Source organism: Xanthomonas sp. CPBF 426, from assembly GCF_903989465.1.
Classification (GTDB): Bacteria; Pseudomonadota; Gammaproteobacteria; order Xanthomonadales; family Xanthomonadaceae; genus Xanthomonas; species Xanthomonas euroxanthea.
This window is the reverse complement of the sequence record NZ_LR861805.1, coordinates 340,201-358,049: the sequence shown is the minus strand read 5'-3', so window position 1 is coordinate 358,049 and position 17,849 is coordinate 340,201. Positions and strand designations below refer to the sequence as shown.

The window sequence follows — 17,849 nt, the reverse complement described above, 5'->3', positions numbered from 1 at the left end:
CGCGCATGACCGAGCCTGCTTTTCCGATCTCCCCCCTGCTGCCGCAGCTGTGCGACAGCCTGGCCACCCATCCGCGGCTGGTGCTGGAAGCCCCGCCCGGCGCCGGCAAGACCACCCAGGTGCCGCTGGCCTTGCTGGACGCGCCGTGGCTGGCCGGTCGCAAGATCGTGATGCTCGAACCGCGCCGCGTGGCCGCCCGCAGCGCCGCCGTGTTCATGGCGCGCCAGCTGGGCGAGCCGGTCGGCGAGACCGTGGGCTACCGCATCCGCTTCGAGAACAAGACCTCCGCGCGCACCCGCATCGAGGTCGTCACCGAGGGCATCCTGACCCGCATGATCCAGGACGACCCGATGCTGGAGCACGTCGGCGCGCTGCTGTTCGACGAATTCCACGAACGCCATCTGGCCGGCGACCTCGGCCTGGCGCTGGCGCTGGACGTGCAGGCGCAGGTGCGCGAAGACCTGCGCATCGTGGCGATGTCGGCCACGCTCGATGGCGAACGCCTGGCCGGCTTTCTCGACGCGCCGCGCCTGAGCAGCGCCGGGCGCAGCTTCCCGGTGGAGGTCGCGCACTTCCCCGCGCGCCGCGACGAAGCGCTGGAGCCGCAGACCCGGCGCGCGGTGGAACACGCCCTGGCCGCCCATCCGGGCGATGTGCTGGTGTTCCTGCCCGGCCAACGCGAGATCGCACGCGTGCACGGCGCCCTGCAGGACGTGCTGGACCCGGCGGTGCAGGTGCTGCCGCTGCATGGCGAGCTGTCGGTCGAGGCGCAAAGCCAGGTGCTGCAGCCGGACCCGTCGGGGCGCCGCCGCGTGGTGCTGGCAACCAATGTGGCCGAGTCCTCGGTGACCCTGCCCGGCGTGCGCGTGGTCATCGACAGCGGGCTGGCGCGCGAGCCGCACTACGACCCCAACAGCGGTTTCTCGCGGCTGGACATCACCACCATTGCGCAGGCCTCGGCCGACCAGCGCGCCGGCCGCGCGGGGCGCGTGGCCAGCGGCTGGGCGTACCGGCTGTGGCCGCAGTCGCAACGGCTGGAACCGCAGCGGCGTGCGGAGATCACCCAGGTGGAACTGGCCGGCCTGGCGCTGGAACTGGCCGCCTGGGGCAGCGCCGCGCTACGTTTCGTCGATGCACCGCCGGCCGGCGCGCTGGCCGCCGCGCACGAGTTGCTGCAGCGGCTGGGCGCACTCACCGGCAGCGGCGGCATCACCGCGCTGGGCCGGCGCATGCTCGCGCTGGGCACCCATCCGCGCCTGGCCGCGATGCTGGTGCAGGCCGGCGATGCGACCCGCGTGGCGCTGGCCTGCGACCTGGCCGCCTTGCTGGAAGCACGCGACCCGCTGCGTCAGGGCGGCGATGGGCTGGCCGCGCGCTGGCGTGCACTGGCTGCCTTCCGGCAGGGCCGCAGCGCGCACGATGCCAACCGCGGCGGCCTGGCCGCGATCGACAGCGCCGCCAAGCAATGGCGACGCCGGCTGCGCTGCGACAGCGCCCCGCCTGCCAGCGTGGAAGCGCATGCACTGGGCGACCTGCTCTCGCACGCCTTCCCCGACCGCATTGCCGCGCGCCACCCCAACGACCCGCTGCGCTACCTGCTCGCCAACGGCCGCAGCGCGCGCCTGTTCGGCCGCAGCGACCTGCGCGGCGAGCCGTGGCTGGTCGCCAGCGAAATGCGTTACGAAGCCAAGGACGCGCTGCTGCTACGCGCCGCGCCGGTGGACGAAGGCTATCTGCGCCGCAGCGTGCCAGAGCGCTTCGTGCAGCAGGACCTGGTGCAATGGGATGCGGACAAGCGCGCCCTGGTCGCGCGCCGGCAATCCAGCTTCGACCGCATCGTGCTCGACAGCCGCCCGGCCGGCCGCGTCGATCCGGCGCAAGCCGCCGGCGCCCTGACCGAAGCTGTGCGTCAGCTGGGCCTGGATGCCTTGCCCTGGACCGACGGCCTGCGCCAATGGCGTGCACGCCTGCAATCGTTGCGCGCCTGGATGCCCGAGCTGGCGCTGCCCGATCTGTCCGATACGGCGCTGCTGGACACGCTGGACACCTGGCTGCGCCCGGCCTTCGCCGGCAAGACCCGCCTGGATGCGCTGGACGACGCCACGCTGGGCGAAGCGCTCAAGGGCGCCCTGCCGTGGGACCGCCGCCAGTTGATCGACCGCCACGCGCCCAACCGCATCAGCGTGCCCTCGGGCATGGAGCGGCAGATCGTCTACGCCCTCGACCACGCCGGGCAGCCGTTGCCGCCGGTGCTGGCGGTCAAGTTGCAGGAACTGTTTGGCCTTGCCGAAACCCCGCGCATTGCCGACGGCCGCATCCCGCTGACCCTGCATCTGCTCTCGCCCGGCGGGCGCCCGTTGCAGGTCACCCAGGATCTGAAGAGCTTCTGGGTCACGACCTATCCGGATGTCAGGAAGGAGATGAAGGGGCGGTATCCCAGACATCCGTGGCCCGACGATCCTTGGACTGCGACTGCAACCCATAGAGCAAAACCACGTGGCACTTGAGGCCCCTCTCCCCGCGGGAGAGGGGGTGGATGAGGGTACGAGCGAAGCCACGTGCGGTGGAACAACGCGAGGGCTTCGCCCGTACCCGCATCCGCCCTTCGGGCACCTTTTCCCGGTGGGAGAAGGGAAGCGACGCGCATGCGCATCGCTCTGTCATTTACCGCTACTCAGACGCCCGCGCCCAATGCGCCCCACCGCATTACTTAACCGCAAGCCAAACAAGCTCCACCACCGCTAACACGGTCTATACGCATCAGCCCACACACTGCGGCCCACGTACTCAGAAAGGAAACGCCTCCAATGAGCAAGCTGACTGTGATCACCGAACGCGCCCTGGAGCGTGCCCTGGAACTGGCTGGCAATGCTGGCGACCACCTGCGTCACGCCGCATCCAATGCTGGTGATCAGGCCCGTCATGCAGGCAGCAGCCTGCGTCATTTCGGCCCGGGCGCCAGCGAATGGTTGAAGACCGGCGCAGCACTGGGTGCCGTGCGGACCGGCGGCAAGGTCGTTGGCAAAGTGGTCAAGCGCAACCCGGCCGTCACCGTGGCCGCTGCCGTCGCCGGCCTGGGCCTGATCGGTTATGCCGTGTATCGCAAGCGCCAGCGTGACCAGCAGCTCCCCGGCGGCAACGTGCACCGCCTGGATCGCGAAAACGCCAGCAACGCCAGCGCACGTCGCGCGGCCTACCAGCGCCGCGGCGCAGTGACGCCGAGTGACGGCATCGAATAAGCCGTCCTTCCAGGCACAAACAAAAACGCCACGGCCCTGCGCCGTGGCGTTTTTGTTTGTGGATGACATCGGTGCGACCACCTCGCTAAGTCATCGACACCCACTCGCGCGGTCGAGGAATGCGGCACACCATGTGCGGGTCCAGACCATCACCGACCACGTGGGTCGCATTGCCTGTCCACACCCGCGCCCCTCTCAGCAAGCATGTCCTGAAGCACTGCGGGTCGAGGCATCGTTGGAATGGATCGGCCATCCAGGCACGCAACCGTTGCATCCTTCCTGCGTTGCCAATCCAGCGGGTAATGCTGCATGGGCGGTGCAGTAAAGCGACCGGTGTACTGAATGCATCAACTCAGCGTCGCGTGCGGTGAAGCTACCGCGGTACCGGATGCATCAGGCTCAGCGTCGCGTCCTGCCCGGCCGCGCGGGATGCGGCTGTTCGACGCGCCATTGGCCGGGCGCAAGCGCATCCAGTCTCCAGTCGCCGATCGCCACGCGGATCAGACGCAGGGTCGGAAGGCCGACCGAGGCGGTCATGCGCCGCACCTGGCGATTGCGGCCTTCGGTGATCTGCAGTTCCAGCCAGGCATCGGGCACGGTCTTGCGGGTCCGCACCGGCGGATCGCGGGGCCACAGGTCCGGTGCCGGGTCGAGCCTGCGCACCTTGGCCGGACGGGTCGGGCCGTCGTTGAGCAGCACGCCATCGCGCAAGGCCTGCAGGTGCGCAGGCGCCGGGTCGCCTTCCACCTGCACCCAATAGGTCTTGGGTTGCTTGTGGCGCGGGTCGGTCAGGCGATGCGCCAATGCGCCATCGTCGGTCAGCAACAACAAGCCTTCGCTGTCGTGATCCAGACGGCCCGCCGCGTACACATCGGCCGGCAGGCCGAATTCGGCCAGCGTGCGTTTGGGCGGCTGCGAGCGGTCGCTGAATTGCGACAGCACGCCATAGGGTTTGTTCAACAACACCAACATGCCAGTCCTGTTGCGCAAGATCGTTGCAGGCCAGGCGCGTGGCGCGTGGGTCGTGCACCGGGTTGAATAAATCGCGCCGCGCGCGACGCCGAGGCGCTGCACCTGCCTGCAACGGCGATGAACGCCGATGCAGCAAGCATCGCGACGCGGGCGCTGCTGCAAGCATTGGCCTGCTGCGGGCGACCACCGCTGACCGCGCTATCTGTACGGCTGTGCGCCTGGTAGCGCCGTCATCGCATGGCGCACGTCATTCCAGCAGCGACGCACCGCGACGGACCGTCAGAGACCTGCACGCCGCCGCGCGATGCGTCGGCATGCAGGCAAAGCCTCACTGCTTGACAAACTTCAGGGTCATGCGGTCGCTCTCGCCGATCGCCTTGTACTTGGCATCGTCGGCCTTGTCGTGGCTGTTGCTCGGCGGCAACGTCCACACGCCACCGGGATAGTCCTTGGTGTCGCGCGGATTGGCATTGACCTCGCTCTTGCCGGCCAGCTTGAACCCGGCCGCTTCTGCCATCGCAATCAACTGCGCCTGGCCGACATAGCCGCTCTTGTCGTCGGCCGGCACGTCGGCCTTGGCACGGTGCTCGACCACGCCGAGTACACCGCCGGGCTTGAGCACCTTGTAGAAGCCGGCAAACATCGCCTCGGCATTGCCGGCCATGCGCCAGTTGTGCACGTTGCGGAAGGTCAGCACCAGATCGGCTGAATTGTCCACGCCGAACGAGGGCGTCTTGGGCACATAGGAGACGAACGACGGCTTGCCGTACACCTGCGGCTTGGCGGCAAACTTCTTCTCCAGCTCGTCGCGCCCGCGCTGTGCCGAATCGCGGCCACGGCCTTCCGGCACCGCCGCCGGGTCGACCACTGCCGCCACGTACTTGCCCTTGTCGCGCAGGTACGGCGCCAGGATCTCCGAGTACCAACCGCCGCCCGGCGTGATTTCGATGACGGTCTGGGTCGGCTTGATGCCGAAGAACGCCAGCGTCTGGCCCGGATGACGGTAGACATCGCGCTGCACGTAGACACGATCGCGCCAGTTGCCGTCGATGGCTTTCTGCAGCGCCGCGTCGGGCGCCGGCAGGCTGGCGCTATCGGCCGGTTTCATTGCCATTGCCAGTGGCGCGCTCATCGCCACTGCCATCCCCACCACACATGCACACACCAGCTTGTTGCGGATCATCGCAGCGCCCTTTGCGGGAAAAAGTAGCGCGAGCCTAGCATGCGGCCGGAAGCCTGCCATGTGCATGGATCAAGGCGCCGCATGACGCGCCGCACCAGCGGGAAGCGACATGTTCAAATGATGTGAGTCGATGAGGGCGATCGGCGGAACGCAGAATCCACGCAGGTGTCACACGCAACATCGACACGCATGACTATGCTGTCGGCAGTTCGAATCAGGAGCATCCGTGATGACCCATTCCCGCGCGTTAGGCCGCTCCGGCCTGCAGGTTCAACCGATCGTGTTCGGTGGCAATGTGTTTGGCTGGAGCGCCGACGAGGCGACCTCGTTTGCGTTGCTCGATGCCTTCGTCGATGCCGGTTTCAATCTGGTCGACACCGCCGATGCGTACTCCGGCTGGGTGCCGGGCAACCGCGGTGGCGAGTCGGAAACCATCATCGGGCGCTGGCTCGCACGCAGCGGCAAACGCGACAAGGTGTTGATCGCCACCAAGGTGGCCAAGTGGAGCGAGCATCCGGGCCTGTCGCCGGAGAATATCGCCGCTGCCGTGGACGATTCGCTGCGCCGTCTGCAGACCGACGTGATCGATCTGTACCAGGCGCACGAAGACGACGCATCGATTCCGCTGGAAGCCACGCTGGCCGCGTTCGGCCGCTTGATCGAACAGGGCAAGGTGCGCGCGATCGGTGCGTCCAACTACAGCGCCGCCCGCCTGCGCGACGCACTGGATGTTTCCGAGCAGTACAAGCTGCCGCGTTACGAAAGCCTGCAACCGGAATACAACCTCTACGATCGCGCCGGCTATGAAGCCGAGCTGGAGCCGCTGGTGCGCGAGCGCGAGCTCGGCGTGATCAGCTACTACTCGCTGGCCAGCGGCTTTCTGACCGGCAAGTACCGCAGCGCCGACGACGCCGGCAAGAGCAGCGCGCGTGGCGCCTCGGTGGTCAAGCAATACGTCAATCCGCGCGGCCTGCGCATCCTGCAGGCGCTGGACGATCTGGCGGCCACCCACACTGCGACGCCGGCCCAGATCGCACTGGCCTGGCTGATCGCGCGTCCGGGCCTGACCGCACCGATCGTCAGTGCCACCAGCGTGACCCAGTTGCACGATGTGCTGGCCGCTGCACAGCTGTCGCTGAGCGCCGATCAGATTGCACAGCTCGATGCCGCAAGCGCCCCCGAGCCGGCCGACGCGGCCTGACGCATCGGTTTGCAGCACGCGCGCATCGCAGCGACGGACACACGTCTTCCCGCGTGCAGCCGCCAGCGCGGCTGTGCCTTCCGGCCGCGTACGCGCGGCCCTTTCCGCAAGGAATCCCCATGACATCGATCACCAACCGCCGCATCGTGCTGGCCTCACGCCCGCACGGCGGGCCGAACGCCGACAATTTCCGCATTGAAGAGGTTGCCCTGCCGCCCACCGGGCACGAACAGATCCTGGTGCGCAATCGCTTCCTGTCGCTGGACCCGTACATGCGCGGACGCATGGACGACGGCCCGTCCTACGCCGCACCGGTGGAGATCGACGCGGTGATGGAAGGCGGCACCGTCGGCGAGGTGCTCGAATCGCACCATGCCGGCTATCAGCCCGGCGACCTGCTGGTGCTGCCCGGCGGTTGGCAGAGCCATAGCCTGCTCACGCCCACCACGCCGCTGCGCAAGCTACCCAAGGACGATGCCCTGCCGCCCAGCACCGCGCTGGGCGTATACGGCATGCCCGGCTTCACCGCCTACGCCGGCCTGCACGAAATCGGCAAGCCGCAGGCCGGCGAAACCCTGGTGGTGGCGGCGGCCAGCGGGCCGGTCGGCGCCACCGTGGCCCAGCTGGCGCGCCTGCAGGGCCTGCGCGTGGTGGCCATTGCCGGTGGCGAGGAAAAGGTGCGGTACCTGCGCGAGGTGCTGCGCGTGGACGTGGCACTGGACCACCGCGCCGACGACTTCGCCGAGCAGCTGCGCGCGGCCACCCCGGACGGGATCGACGTCTACTTCGAGAATGTCGGTGGCAAGGTCTTCGACGCGGTACTGCCGCAATTGAACGACTTCGCGCGCATCCCGGTCTGCGGCGTGATCGCCACCTACAACAGCCGCGGCCAGGTCTCGCCGGGGCCGGATCGCCTGCCGGAGTTCATGGGCCAGGTGCTGCGCAAGCGGCTGACCGTGCGCGGCTTCATCCAGCACGATTTCATCCGCCTGATGCCTGCCTTCCTGCGCGAGATGGGCCAGTGGCTGCGCGAGGGCCAGATCCAGTACCGCGAACACGTCCTGCACGGCCTGGACAGCGCCCCGCAGGGCCTGATCAGCCTGCTGCGCGGCGAGAACTTCGGCAAGGCCGTCGTTGCCCTCGACTAGCTCGACTCGCAGCGCCGGATACGTTCCCCGCTTTTACGATTTCCCATTCCCCATTCCCGATTACCAAAGGAACACAATGACAGTCCCCGCATTCGGCCTCGGCACCTTTCGCCTCAAGGACCAGGTCGTCATCGACTCGGTGCGCAACGCACTGGCGTTGGGCTACCGCGCCATCGATACCGCGCAGATCTACGACAACGAAGAGCAGGTTGGCCAGGCCATCGCCGCCTCCGGGCTGCCGCGCGACCAGCTGTACCTGACCACCAAGATCTGGGTCGACAAGTTCGAACGCAGCGCCTTGCTGCCCAGCCTGCAGGACAGCCTGCGCAAACTGGGCACCGACCATGTCGATCTGACCCTGATCCACTGGCCTTCGCCGAAGGATCAGGTTCCGATGCGCGAGTATCTGGAAGCCTTGAACGAGGCTCGGAAGCAGGGCCTGACCCGTGCGATCGGTGTGTCCAACTTCACCATCGCGCTGATCAGGCAGGCCATCGAGATCCTGGGGGCCGATGCCATCGCCACCAATCAGATCGAAGTGCATCCGTATCTGCAGAACCGCACCCTGATCGCGTTCTTGCGCGAGCAGGGTATCCATGTCACCTCGTACATGACACTGGCCGTGGGCGAGGTGCTGAAGGATCCGGTGATCCAGGCAATCGCTGCGCGCCACGACGCCACTGCGGCGCAGGTCACGCTGGCCTGGGCCTTGCAGCAGGGGTATTCGGTGATTCCGTCCTCGACCAAGCGCGACAATCTCGAAAGCAATCTCAAGGCGCAAACGCTGCGGTTGAGCGAGCAGGACATGACCGAGATCGCCGCCCTGGACCGCGGCCAGCGCCTGGCCAATCCGAAGGCCATCGCACCCGACTGGGATTGAGGTCCCGGCTGCCACGGGTCGGCGCTGTCCGGCCCGTGGCCCCGCCACCGCGGCGACCGCTCGTCGTCGCGTGCTGGTTGCACACGGCAGGCGCTGCTACGGTGCCAGGCACAGGGGGTAGCCTCGGCAACGGAGTCCTACCCATGCACAGCGCATCCGTCTTGACCCGCCGCACCGTCAATCTCGATACAGAGATCGCCTACTGGCGCAATGTCCACGCCGAAGGCCATCTGGGTGGCTATGCCTTTGCCGATTACGCCCGGTTACTGACGCTCGGCTACGACATCTATCTGGCCTATCCGCGCGCGACCGAAGCACAGCTGTACCGCGTGCTGCAGGACGGCTATTACCACTATCGACCGATGCTGTCGGTGCCCTGGGACCAGGCGCGCTGGATCGTGCGGCATGCGTGGCGCCATCTGGAAGAAGCCGCCGTCCGGCATTGAAGCGAGCGTCCTGACCTAACGCGACCACTGCGCAGCCCGTGCGGCCGCGCAGCGCCTCAGCTCACTGCCCCAGCGCCATCGCCTGGCGATCGATGCGGTGCTTGTCGGCCAGTGCCTGCATGCCCTGCAGCGTGGCGGCGATCAGGCTGGCATAGCGCAACCGCCACAGCGTGGCGCGGGCATTGTCGTCGTGGGTATTGCCCAGGCCATCGAGCACCTGCGGCAGACGGCGGTCGGCCAGTGCGGAGGCGGCCAGGTACGGCTTTTCCGGTGCAATCACGTCCACCGGTGCGCGCCAGTCGTTGGCAACCTGCTGGGAAATGCCGGCCAGGTGCGAGAGCTGGTGCATGCCGATCAGCGTCTCGTGCAGCATCTCGCGGCACGCCCACTGCCAGAGCGCCACCTTCTCCGATGGGTCCTTGGCAATCTCGGTGAGTGCCAGATCAACCTTGTCGATGCGTGAGTCGCGCATTGCTGAGCTCCGATGCTGCTGTGCAACATAATTCACACCATACACCGTGAGTATCGAGTGAGCCAAACGTTTGAAAGATGTCGGCGCGCCGACGCTCGACCCCGCTCACGCGGTGCGGCATCTACTCCGGCCGGCGCCGCGGCACCCTGACTTCCTGCCCATGGCAAGGCGCGCAGCCGCACGCCATGCTGCCGCATCCCCGCTCCCAGGCATCGTCATGCGCTTGCCCACCGTCCTGGCCCCGCTCCTGCTGCTGGCGGCCTGTAGCGCACAGGCCACAGCCGCCAAGCCGCAGGTGTCCGCCGAGCAGTGCGATGTCAGGACCTCCTACGACGTGCTGGCCGACAGCGGCGGCATCTGGCTGCGTCGCAAGCAAGGCATACCGCGGGAGATTTTCTTCCACGGTGGCGAGCTCAACATCGACCGCCAGCCACAACCGGTCAGCGCTGCCGATGCGCAACGCCTGCGCGACCTCGAGCAAGGTGCCCGCGCCTTGATGCCGGCCGTGACCGCCATTGCCCGCTCGGTGGTCGACATCAGCTTCGACGCACTGGCCGGGGTGGTGCAGATGCTCACCGACAGTACGCGCCAGGAGCGCAAGGTCGAGCGCCTGCGCGGCACCGCGCTTGCGCAGGTCGATGCCACGCTGGGGCGTGGGCGCTGGGAACAGGCACTGTTCGACGAACGGTTCGAAGCCAGTGTCGAACGCGCTGCCGACGACCTGGCCGGCAGCCTGACCCGCAGCGTCATGTGGACGGTGATGACCGGACGCACTGCGCAGCTGGAGCAGCGCGGCGAACAACTGGACGCACGCATGGAGCAGCAGATGCAGGCACGCAGTCAGGCGCTGGAAGCGCAGGCACGGACGCTGTGCACGCAGGCGCAGGCACTGTATGGGCTGCAGCAGGCGCTGGAATATCGCTTCCAGGGCGAGCGGCTGCAGATGCTGGAACTCGACACGCACCGGCAGAACGATCAATCCGATGTACCGGCGTCCAACAGCGTCGTGGTGACGGCGGCGCACTGACAGCGGCGATGCAGTGCAGGCGGCATGGGCGTACCTGCAAATCGGTTCTCGCAGCACACTGGCTCGCGTCGGCTGTCCGGTTGCGGTGAGTGCGCATGACATGGTGCATGCATGCATCACGTATCAGCCAACGGCGCGTTGATGGTCTTGCCAGAACCGCTGGTCTGGAGCTGGCTCAGTCCGCGCTGGTTGATACCCTCTGCCGCAGGGCGGTCGCACGGCCACAGGCGTGGTTGCGTCAGCTCGGCTGCCGCAGCGTCAGGTGAGCAACCAGTGGCGCAGCGCATCCGATACCGCCTGCGGCTGCTCCAGTGGCGACAGATGCCCGCAGGCAGGCACCGTTACCAGCCGCGCGTGTGCTGCCAGTGCGGCCATTTCCTCGTGCAATGCAGGCGGAGTGATCGCATCGTCCTGACCGCACAGCACCAACAGCGGGCCGGCATAGGCGCGCAGCAGTGCGCGGCCGTCCTCCCGCTCCAGCCGGTTCTGCCGCAGGAATACCTCCACGCCCAGACGCTGGGTCATGCCACGCACCCGTTCCAGCAAGGCCTCGTCGTGCCAGCGCGAGGGGTGCACATAGTGCCGCAGCAGCCGTTCGCCGAATCCGTGGAAGGCACTGGCGCCACGCACGCTCGCTTCCTGCGCGCGCCGTTGTGCCGCGCGCTCGGGCGAATCGGCACGTGCAGAGGTATCCAGCAACGCCAGCCGCTCGACGCGCTCAGGGGCGATACGCAGGATTTCCTGCGCGACATAGCCACCCAGCGAAAACCCCGCCAATGCAAAGCGCGGCGGCATCTGCACCAGCAGCTGCGTTGCCAGCGCGCGCATGCTTTCGCCCCGGGTGAGGTCGCCGACCACGCAGTCGGCAACGTCGGCCAGTGCCGCGCGCTGGGCGTGCCACAACTGCGCATCGTTGAGCAGACCGGGAAGCAGCAACAAGGTGGGACGCGTCGCGCTCATGCGCAGCAGCGTCCGATCGAGGGCGCAGAAACAGGCACTGTCATCGCAACAGTGTGCCGCGCGGCGATGCACATCACCAGCACATGCATGCGCATCCAGATGCGCGTCGCATCGACTGCTATGGCGTCTCGTCCCGCAGGCGTGCCAGGTTGCGCTGTCGGCGACGCCGGTCGCCGGTGGTTCTGCGCAGCAGCGCTGCGCTGCTGCAACAAAACGGCCCGACGCATGCGCCGGGCCGTTTCTGGCGCCACCCCATGGCGCGGGTGGCGATGCTGGCGTGGATCAGGCCAGGGTCAGGGTGACGTCGATGTTGCCGCGGGTCGCGTTGGAGTACGGGCAGACCTGGTGGGCCTTGTCGACCAGCGCCTGCAGTTCGGCCTGATCCATGCCCGGCACTGCGATGCGCAGTTCCACGGCAATGCCGAAGCCGCCCGGAATCTGGCCGATGCCGACGCTGCTGTCGATGCTCACTTCGCCCGGCAGCTTGAGCTTGTCCTGGGCCGCGACAGCCTTCATCGCGCCGATGAAGCAGGCAGCGTAGCCGGCAGCGAACAGCTGCTCCGGGTTGGTGCCATCGCCGCCGGCGCCGCCAAGCTCGCGCGGGGTGGACAGCTTGGCGTCCAGGGCCTTGTCGGAAGACACGGCGCGGCCTTCGCGGCCACCGGTGGCAGTGGCGTGGGCGGTGTAGAGGACTTTTTCAAGTACAGCCATGGTGGTTCTCCAGGTGAGCGCTGTCAGCGCGTGATGTGAATGAGTAGTTGGCGATTGAATCGTGTGCGACATGTTGCATGGTACGTAGGCACTGCTGGCTCGCCTTACCCCGCGCCGAGGTTGGAGCGTAATGTCTCCAGCTGCTGCTTGAGGTGACGCAATTCCTCCAGGGAACACGCCGAGGCACAGAAGACCTGCTCGGGTACTGCGCCGGCCTTGGCGCGCAGCGCGCGGCCGCTATCGGTCAGCGCGATGATCACCTGACGCTCGTCGCTGGCAGCGCGCGTGCGGGTGACCAGTCCGGCGGCCTGCAGCCGCTTGAGCAGCGGGGTCAGCGTGGCCGAGTCCAGGAACAGGCGCTCGCCGATCTCCGACACGCTGCGGCCGTCGGTTTCCCACAGCACCAGCAGCACCAGATATTGCGGATAGGTCAGGTCCAGCGTCTTGAGCAGCCCACGGTAGAGCTTGTGCATCGCCAGGTTGGCCGAATACAGCGCAAAGCACAGCTGGTTGTCGAGCTGTAGCAGCGCGTCGGTCCGGGCGGTGGGGGCTGTGGCGGTGTCCATGCCTACAATCTACATCGCACGCTATTTAATAGCAAGCGATTTCCGGCGTGCCGTTCCTGCGGGTAAGCGGCTGCGCCACTGCCGCGCCACCACCTTGAGCCACGGCTCAGGTGAACTGGATGAAGAAATGCCCCGCCCCAGCGCCGTCGCCCAGCTTCCTGGCACGCTGGTCTGCAAACAGATAACCGGTGCCATCACCGAACAGGCCGGCGTAGCCGGGATCGACGCGGCGTAATTGCGACTCTACAAACTGGGCAAGGAAGTAGTAGCGCGGGCTCGTATGGATGGGATCGTGCACCCAACACGGTCGCCCAAGTTGCTTGCTCATCCCTGCGCCGTTGTCGTCGTCTTCCAGTTCTTCGGCCATGTCGTCGTCATTGAATGGCTGCAGACCGATCCAATGACGCCCCAGCAACAACGCACCGTCACCGACGCACACCTCCTGCGCGGCACGTCGATGCAGCAGCACCTTGCTGTGGCCCAGTGCGAGCTTGTCGCATTCACCTTGCTGATTGACGGTGAGCCTGCGGAGCGACGATCGGCTGTGACCGCCGCCAGGTCGTTCGATTGAGGCGAAGACGGTCAGCGCCATCTCCTCGGGCAGATACGGCGTGGGCAGGAACGACCCGGTAAGCATGACGATGGGCAGCATCGGCTGCCCGGTCGCTGGATCCGTTGGCCATCGCGCCGCATCGTGCAACCAGGCACCGCCGCCGAACTGGCCCAGGCCGCGGTCTTCGTCGGCAACGACGATCTTGTGGAGTCCGGGGCCGGGGCGCGCCTGCATATCTATGCGCGATGCGCGGTGGCCAGATAGTCGGCGCTCTGCATCTCGATCAGGCGCGAGGCGGTGCGCTCGAATGCGCCGGCCAGGCGCTGGCCGCTATACAACGCCGGCGGGGCGTCCTGCGCGGTGCAGACCAGGTTGACATGGCGGTCGTACAACTCGTCGATCAGATTGACGAAGCGGCGCGCGGCGTCCTCGTTCATGCGGTCGAAGTGCGGGATGCCGCCCAGCAACACGGTGGTGAACTCACGCGCGATCTCGATATAGTCGCCCGGGCCGCGCGGGCCCTCGCACAGCGCGGCAAAATCGAACCAGGCGATGCTCTTGCCGCGCGCACGCACGGCAATCTTGCGTGCCTCGATTTCGATGTTGCCGCTGCGCGCCTCGGAATTTCCGCTCAGTTCGCCCCAGCGCTGCAGCAGCCACGCGTCGGCCTGCGCATCCAGCGGCGCGCGATACACCGGCGAGCGCGTCAGCGCGCGCATGCGGTAATCTTCGGTGCCTTCGGCATAGAGTTCCACGCAGAACTTCTGCAGCAGGCCGATCGCCGGCATGAAGCTGTCGCGTTGCAGGCCGTTGGCGTAGAGGTTTTCCGGCGCGGTGTTGGAGGTGGTCACCAGGGTCACGCCTTCGGCGAACAGGCGTTCCAGCAGGCGCGCCAGCAGCATTGCATCGCCGATGTCGGTGACGAAGAATTCGTCCAGCACCAGCACGCGCAGATTCTCCCGCCACTGCTGCGCGATCTTGGCCAGCGGATCGCTCTGCCCGGCGTGCTCGCGCAATTGCTCGTGCACCCCGCGCATGAAGCGATGGAAATGCGTGCGGTATTTCTGCTTGATCGGCAGACCGTCGTAGAACAGGTCGACCAGAAAGGTCTTGCCGCGCCCCACCCCACCCCAGAAATACAGACCGCGCACCGGCTCGGGCTTCTTCCAGAACGCCGACAGCCGGTCCAGCCAGCCGTCCTGCGCGCTGTCCACCAGTACCTCGTGGATGCGGTCCAGTTCCGCCAGGGCCGCCTGCTGCGCGGGGTCGGCGCGCCAGTCGCCGCGTTGTACGCCGGCGGCGTAGCGCTGCGACGGGGTCATCTCACTCATCGTGTTCTCCGCGGGCCGGCTGCTGCCTTGCCCGCTCAACGGCGCATCGCCGGGCGATACGCATGGGCCCTGCCGCAGTCAGACGGCGGCCGGCAACCAGCGCCGGACACCATGCTGGATCGCACCGCGCAGGTCGATCAACTTGCGGTGGAAAAAGTGGCTGGTGTCGGGCATGCGGACCAGTGCGGGCCGCTGCTCCAGGGTTTCCAACCAGTCGTACACCGCCTGCGGGTCGACGATTTCGTCGGCATCGCCCTGGATCACCAGCCAGTGCGCCGGCGGCTGCACGTCGCTGAAATCCCAGCGCCCGGCCGGCGGCGCGATCGAGATCAGCACCTGCGGCTCGAGCGAGCCGGCAGCACGCAACGACACATAGGCACCGAAGCTGAAACCGGCCAGCCACAGCGTGTCGCCCGGGCGCTGGCTGCGCACCCACGCGGCGACCGCGCGCAGGTCGTCCTGCTCGCCATCGCCATGGTCGAACGCACCGGCCGAATTGCCGACACTGCGGAAATTGAAGCGCACCACGGTGATCCCCAGCTCGCGCAGCGCGCGCGCCGCCATGGTGACGACCTTGTTGTGCATGCTGCCGCCCTCGGTGGAGAGCGGGTGGCAGACGATGGCGGTGACCGGTTGCACGGCGGCATCCGGCTCGGGCAGATCGACCGCGACATCCAGCGGGCCGACCGGCCCATCCAGCGTCAACGCAGCCGATTCGGTGGGGAATAAGGGATTGGACATACCGTCATAATAGCCGCCCCGCCGGCCGCGTTCATCGCCCTGCCTGCACACTTCGTTGCGTTGCCCATGCATTTTCTGTTGTTTGCCGTCGTTTGCAGTGTCCTGGTGTCGGTGGTCCTCAAGCTGCTGCCGCGCTATCGCCTGGACGCTGCGCAGGCGATCACCTGGAACTACGCCACTGCCGCGCTGCTGGCGTGGCTGACCCTGCATCCGTCGCTGGACACGCTGCGCGCGCCGACCACGCCCTGGCTGGCACTGTTCGCATTGGCGGTGGCGCTGCCTGCGATCTTCATGCTGCTGGCACGTGCGGTCGCCACCGCCGGCATCGTACGCACCGACATTGCACAACGGCTCTCGCTCCTGCTCTCGCTGGCGGCGGCCTTCACGCTCTTCGGTGAACCGGTCAATGCCTGGAAGCTGGCCGGACTGGGGCTGGGCCTGCTGGCCATCGTCTGCATTCTGCAACGGCCACGTCACCACACCGCTGCGGATGCAACGCCGACCTCCATCGGCTGGCCGTGGCTGGCAGGCGTGTGGATGGGCTTTGCCCTGATCGACCTGCTGCTCAAGCACATTGCACAGGCCGGCACGCCGTCGTTGACGTCATTGACGCTGTGCTTTGCCCTGGCATGGGTACTGATGCTTGGCTTGCAAGGCATCCGCCGGGGCGGTGTCGCAGGTCTGAGCTTGCGCAACCTGCTCGCCGGCGTACTCCTCGGCGCGCTCAACTTCGGCAACATCCTGTGTTACGTGCGCGCCCATCAGCTGCTGCCGCATAGCCCGGCCACCGTCTTTGCCAGCATGAACCTGGGCGTGGTCGTCCTGGGAGCGCTCGTCGGCAAACTGGGGTTTGGCGAGCACATCGGCCGCCGTGGATGGGTGGGGCTGTTGCTGGCGGCACCGGCAATTGCGGCGATCGCCTGGGGGATGCGGTTGGGCTGACGAAGGCATTCGGCCGGCGCGACTCCGGTTCGCAACTCGCCTCGAGGGCGCGGCAGCGCTGGCTATCATGCGTGCAGATGACCCACGGGAGTGTGTGATGCGCCTGAGTCACTTATTCGGCAGCCGTCCTCGTGTCGCGCCGGACCCGCACAGCGCCAACTCGACCGAAACGACGCCGTTGATTGCAGGCGCCTCACCCCAGCACCCGCTGTCTCGAGCCCCCAAGTCCGCCGCAGCACAGGGCGCACCGAACTCGCATCGCGGCATGCTCGCTTCCGCGCGTAGGTCGCTGGCATCGTTGCGCAAGCAGCTGCCGTTGACGTGCATGGGCTCCCCGACGCTTGAATCAGTGGAGAGCCCACCTGCACGCACGCCACCGGTGACGCCCGGTCGCACGCAGCAGATGCACGGGAAGCAAACCCGCGTCGATGAGCGTCGGCAGCCACCCATGCCCCATAGAACGGATCATCAGCGGGAGCAGTGGCCGCAACCGCAGCAGGCGCCGCCCACCAGGCCGTCCGTTTCGATTCCGTCTAAGCCATCGCGTGCGCAGCAGCTGCACGGGCAGCAACGTCCCATCGATCCGAGAATGCAGGCGCCTGTCCCCGAAAGAATGCGCCGTGACGAGGGGCCACCGCCGCAGCACGGCATGCCGGCGTCGGATTCGGTGCCGATCACGCCCAAGCCCTCGCGATCGTCGGTGTCCTCTCCACGCCCCCAGCCCGGAAGGCCCCCCTCCTTGCGCAGCCTGGATCGGGAATTGGCCGAGATAACCAAGCGGTGCAGCGACATTCAAAAACAGCTGTTCATCGAGGACCGCGAGGCCACTCCGGAGGAGCAACAACTGCTCGAGACGCGTGCGGTCCTGATCGCCCGGCGCAATGAGGTCCGCGACAGTCAGTTCGATGCACTCTTGGTCGCGCTTGCACCGATGGAAGACATCCGTGCACCACGGACCACGACCAGCGGCCTGGCCATGGTCCAGATGGACGTCATGCAGCACAATCGCCGCGAAGTCCTCAAGGCACGGCGCAAATCCGTCGACAGAACTGCCCTGGCCAAAAACTACGCGCGCGCGGAACGACGCCTGGAGTCCCTGAAGAAAGGCGACGCACCCGACGACCAGATACGGCGCCTGCAACGCATGATGTAGGGCTACCGAAACATGCTCGCGTTGGAACAGATCGTCAAAAACACCGACGACCAGTTGGAAAGGCTGGGAGCGCCACGCCTGATGGCCGGCATCCCCACCACCGCCGAAGAGCGCCGGCAGTCCGTCAGGAAAGAAAGGGATGCCCATCAGGAGGCCATCGACAACGGCTACTCCTGAGGGTCCGGACAGCGCTGCTTGCACGTGCGCGCTGCCCGGCTGCCGCCTGTGAGGCATGCGACGCGTCGCCACGTAGCGGCGCATCTGCACGCCACACCGGAGATGCAAGCCCGCAGCCGTTCGCATCCAGACAACGAACGACGGATG

19 protein-coding genes are annotated in these 17,849 nt (G+C 67.1%); 10 read left to right on the top strand and 9 right to left on the bottom strand.

The window, feature by feature from the left end; genetic code table 11:
* Nucleotides 1–5: 5 nt before the first annotated feature.
* Together hrpB and H7A87_RS01505 are read left to right on the top strand one after the other, a co-directional pair.
* Nucleotides 6–2,507 (top strand): ATP-dependent helicase HrpB, encoded by a 2,502-nt coding sequence (gene hrpB / locus H7A87_RS01510; protein ID WP_119129322.1) that lies wholly within the window; start codon nucleotides 6–8, stop codon nucleotides 2,505–2,507.
* Nucleotides 2,508–2,807: 300 nt separating this feature from the next.
* The gene (locus H7A87_RS01505; RefSeq protein ID WP_104649576.1) at nucleotides 2,808–3,239 is read left to right on the top strand and encodes a hypothetical protein; all 432 of its coding nucleotides are present in this window, start codon (nucleotides 2,808–2,810) and stop codon (nucleotides 3,237–3,239) included.
* Between the two features lie 399 nt (nucleotides 3,240–3,638).
* Here the strand turns inward: H7A87_RS01505 and H7A87_RS01500 are convergent, their stop codons facing one another.
* A complete protein-coding gene (locus tag H7A87_RS01500; RefSeq protein ID WP_119129321.1) occupies nucleotides 3,639–4,211 on the bottom strand; it encodes a pseudouridine synthase in 573 nt (190 codons plus the stop codon).
* Nucleotides 4,212–4,539: 328 nt separating this feature from the next.
* Nucleotides 4,540–5,394 carry a class I SAM-dependent methyltransferase gene (locus H7A87_RS01495; protein ID WP_053046057.1) on the bottom strand — a complete coding sequence of 285 codons (855 nt, stop codon included), beginning with the start codon at nucleotides 5,392–5,394 and terminating at the stop codon, nucleotides 4,540–4,542.
* Between the two features lie 229 nt (nucleotides 5,395–5,623).
* Between H7A87_RS01495 and H7A87_RS01490 the strand changes: the two genes are divergently transcribed.
* The 4 genes from H7A87_RS01490 to H7A87_RS01475 all read left to right on the top strand — a co-directional run bounded on the left by H7A87_RS01490 (nucleotide 5,624) and on the right by H7A87_RS01475 (nucleotide 9,069).
* The gene (locus H7A87_RS01490; protein ID WP_104583922.1) at nucleotides 5,624–6,595 is read left to right on the top strand and encodes an aldo/keto reductase; all 972 of its coding nucleotides are present in this window, start codon (nucleotides 5,624–5,626) and stop codon (nucleotides 6,593–6,595) included.
* Nucleotides 6,596–6,714: 119 nt separating this feature from the next.
* Complete coding sequence (locus H7A87_RS01485) at nucleotides 6,715–7,743, top strand: NADP-dependent oxidoreductase (protein WP_119129320.1); 1,029 nt, start codon at nucleotides 6,715–6,717, stop codon at nucleotides 7,741–7,743.
* A 76-nt stretch (nucleotides 7,744–7,819) separates the two neighbouring features.
* Nucleotides 7,820–8,623, top strand: coding sequence for a 2,5-didehydrogluconate reductase DkgB (gene dkgB, locus H7A87_RS01480; protein WP_119129319.1), 804 nt, complete (start codon nucleotides 7,820–7,822; stop codon nucleotides 8,621–8,623).
* A gap of 143 nt (nucleotides 8,624–8,766) precedes the next feature.
* Nucleotides 8,767–9,069 (top strand): hypothetical protein, encoded by a 303-nt coding sequence (locus tag H7A87_RS01475; RefSeq protein WP_104583925.1) that lies wholly within the window; start codon nucleotides 8,767–8,769, stop codon nucleotides 9,067–9,069.
* Nucleotides 9,070–9,130: 61 nt separating this feature from the next.
* Here the strand turns inward: H7A87_RS01475 and H7A87_RS01470 are convergent, their stop codons facing one another.
* The gene (locus H7A87_RS01470) at nucleotides 9,131–9,541 is read right to left on the bottom strand and encodes a hypothetical protein (protein WP_164739289.1); all 411 of its coding nucleotides are present in this window, start codon (nucleotides 9,539–9,541) and stop codon (nucleotides 9,131–9,133) included.
* 160 nt (nucleotides 9,542–9,701) lie between these two features.
* Here H7A87_RS01470 and H7A87_RS01465 point away from each other — a divergent pair, with 160 nt between their 5' ends.
* Entirely contained in the window at nucleotides 9,702–10,568 is an 867-nt protein-coding gene (locus H7A87_RS01465) for a DUF2884 family protein (RefSeq protein WP_119129317.1), read from the top strand.
* Nucleotides 10,569–10,826: 258 nt separating this feature from the next.
* On the opposite strand, the gene H7A87_RS01460 is transcribed toward H7A87_RS01465, so the two are convergent.
* The 6 genes from H7A87_RS01460 to H7A87_RS01435 form a co-directional block, all read right to left on the bottom strand.
* Nucleotides 10,827–11,528: an alpha/beta fold hydrolase gene (locus H7A87_RS01460; RefSeq protein WP_104649584.1), complete on the bottom strand. Its 702-nt coding sequence runs from the start codon at nucleotides 11,526–11,528 to the stop codon at nucleotides 10,827–10,829.
* A gap of 282 nt (nucleotides 11,529–11,810) precedes the next feature.
* Nucleotides 11,811–12,239: an organic hydroperoxide resistance protein gene (locus tag H7A87_RS01455; RefSeq protein WP_104583929.1), complete on the bottom strand. Its 429-nt coding sequence runs from the start codon at nucleotides 12,237–12,239 to the stop codon at nucleotides 11,811–11,813.
* 104 nt (nucleotides 12,240–12,343) lie between these two features.
* Nucleotides 12,344–12,805, bottom strand: a complete 462-nt coding sequence (locus H7A87_RS01450) for a MarR family transcriptional regulator (protein WP_104583930.1) — start codon at nucleotides 12,803–12,805, stop codon at nucleotides 12,344–12,346.
* 106 nt (nucleotides 12,806–12,911) lie between these two features.
* Nucleotides 12,912–13,592, bottom strand: coding sequence for a hypothetical protein (locus H7A87_RS01445; protein WP_232087905.1), 681 nt, complete (start codon nucleotides 13,590–13,592; stop codon nucleotides 12,912–12,914).
* Nucleotides 13,593–13,594: 2 nt separating this feature from the next.
* On the bottom strand, nucleotides 13,595–14,689 hold the full coding sequence (gene zapE, locus H7A87_RS01440; protein ID WP_119129316.1) for a cell division protein ZapE: 1,095 nt from the start codon (nucleotides 14,687–14,689) through the stop codon (nucleotides 13,595–13,597).
* A 78-nt stretch (nucleotides 14,690–14,767) separates the two neighbouring features.
* Nucleotides 14,768–15,430 (bottom strand): alpha/beta hydrolase, encoded by a 663-nt coding sequence (locus tag H7A87_RS01435; RefSeq protein WP_119129458.1) that lies wholly within the window; start codon nucleotides 15,428–15,430, stop codon nucleotides 14,768–14,770.
* A 66-nt stretch (nucleotides 15,431–15,496) separates the two neighbouring features.
* On the opposite strand from H7A87_RS01435, the gene H7A87_RS01430 reads away from it, so the two are divergent.
* From H7A87_RS01430 to H7A87_RS20750, 3 genes are all read left to right on the top strand, one after another.
* On the top strand, nucleotides 15,497–16,372 hold the full coding sequence (locus H7A87_RS01430; RefSeq protein WP_180496854.1) for an EamA family transporter: 876 nt from the start codon (nucleotides 15,497–15,499) through the stop codon (nucleotides 16,370–16,372).
* Between the two features lie 67 nt (nucleotides 16,373–16,439).
* Nucleotides 16,440–17,525 carry a type III secretion system effector protein XopR gene (gene xopR, locus H7A87_RS20945; protein ID WP_321186792.1) on the top strand — a complete coding sequence of 362 codons (1,086 nt, stop codon included), beginning with the start codon at nucleotides 16,440–16,442 and terminating at the stop codon, nucleotides 17,523–17,525.
* Nucleotides 17,526–17,537: 12 nt separating this feature from the next.
* Entirely contained in the window at nucleotides 17,538–17,702 is a 165-nt protein-coding gene (locus H7A87_RS20750) for a hypothetical protein (protein ID WP_232087903.1), read from the top strand.
* Nucleotides 17,703–17,849 lie beyond the last annotated feature (147 nt).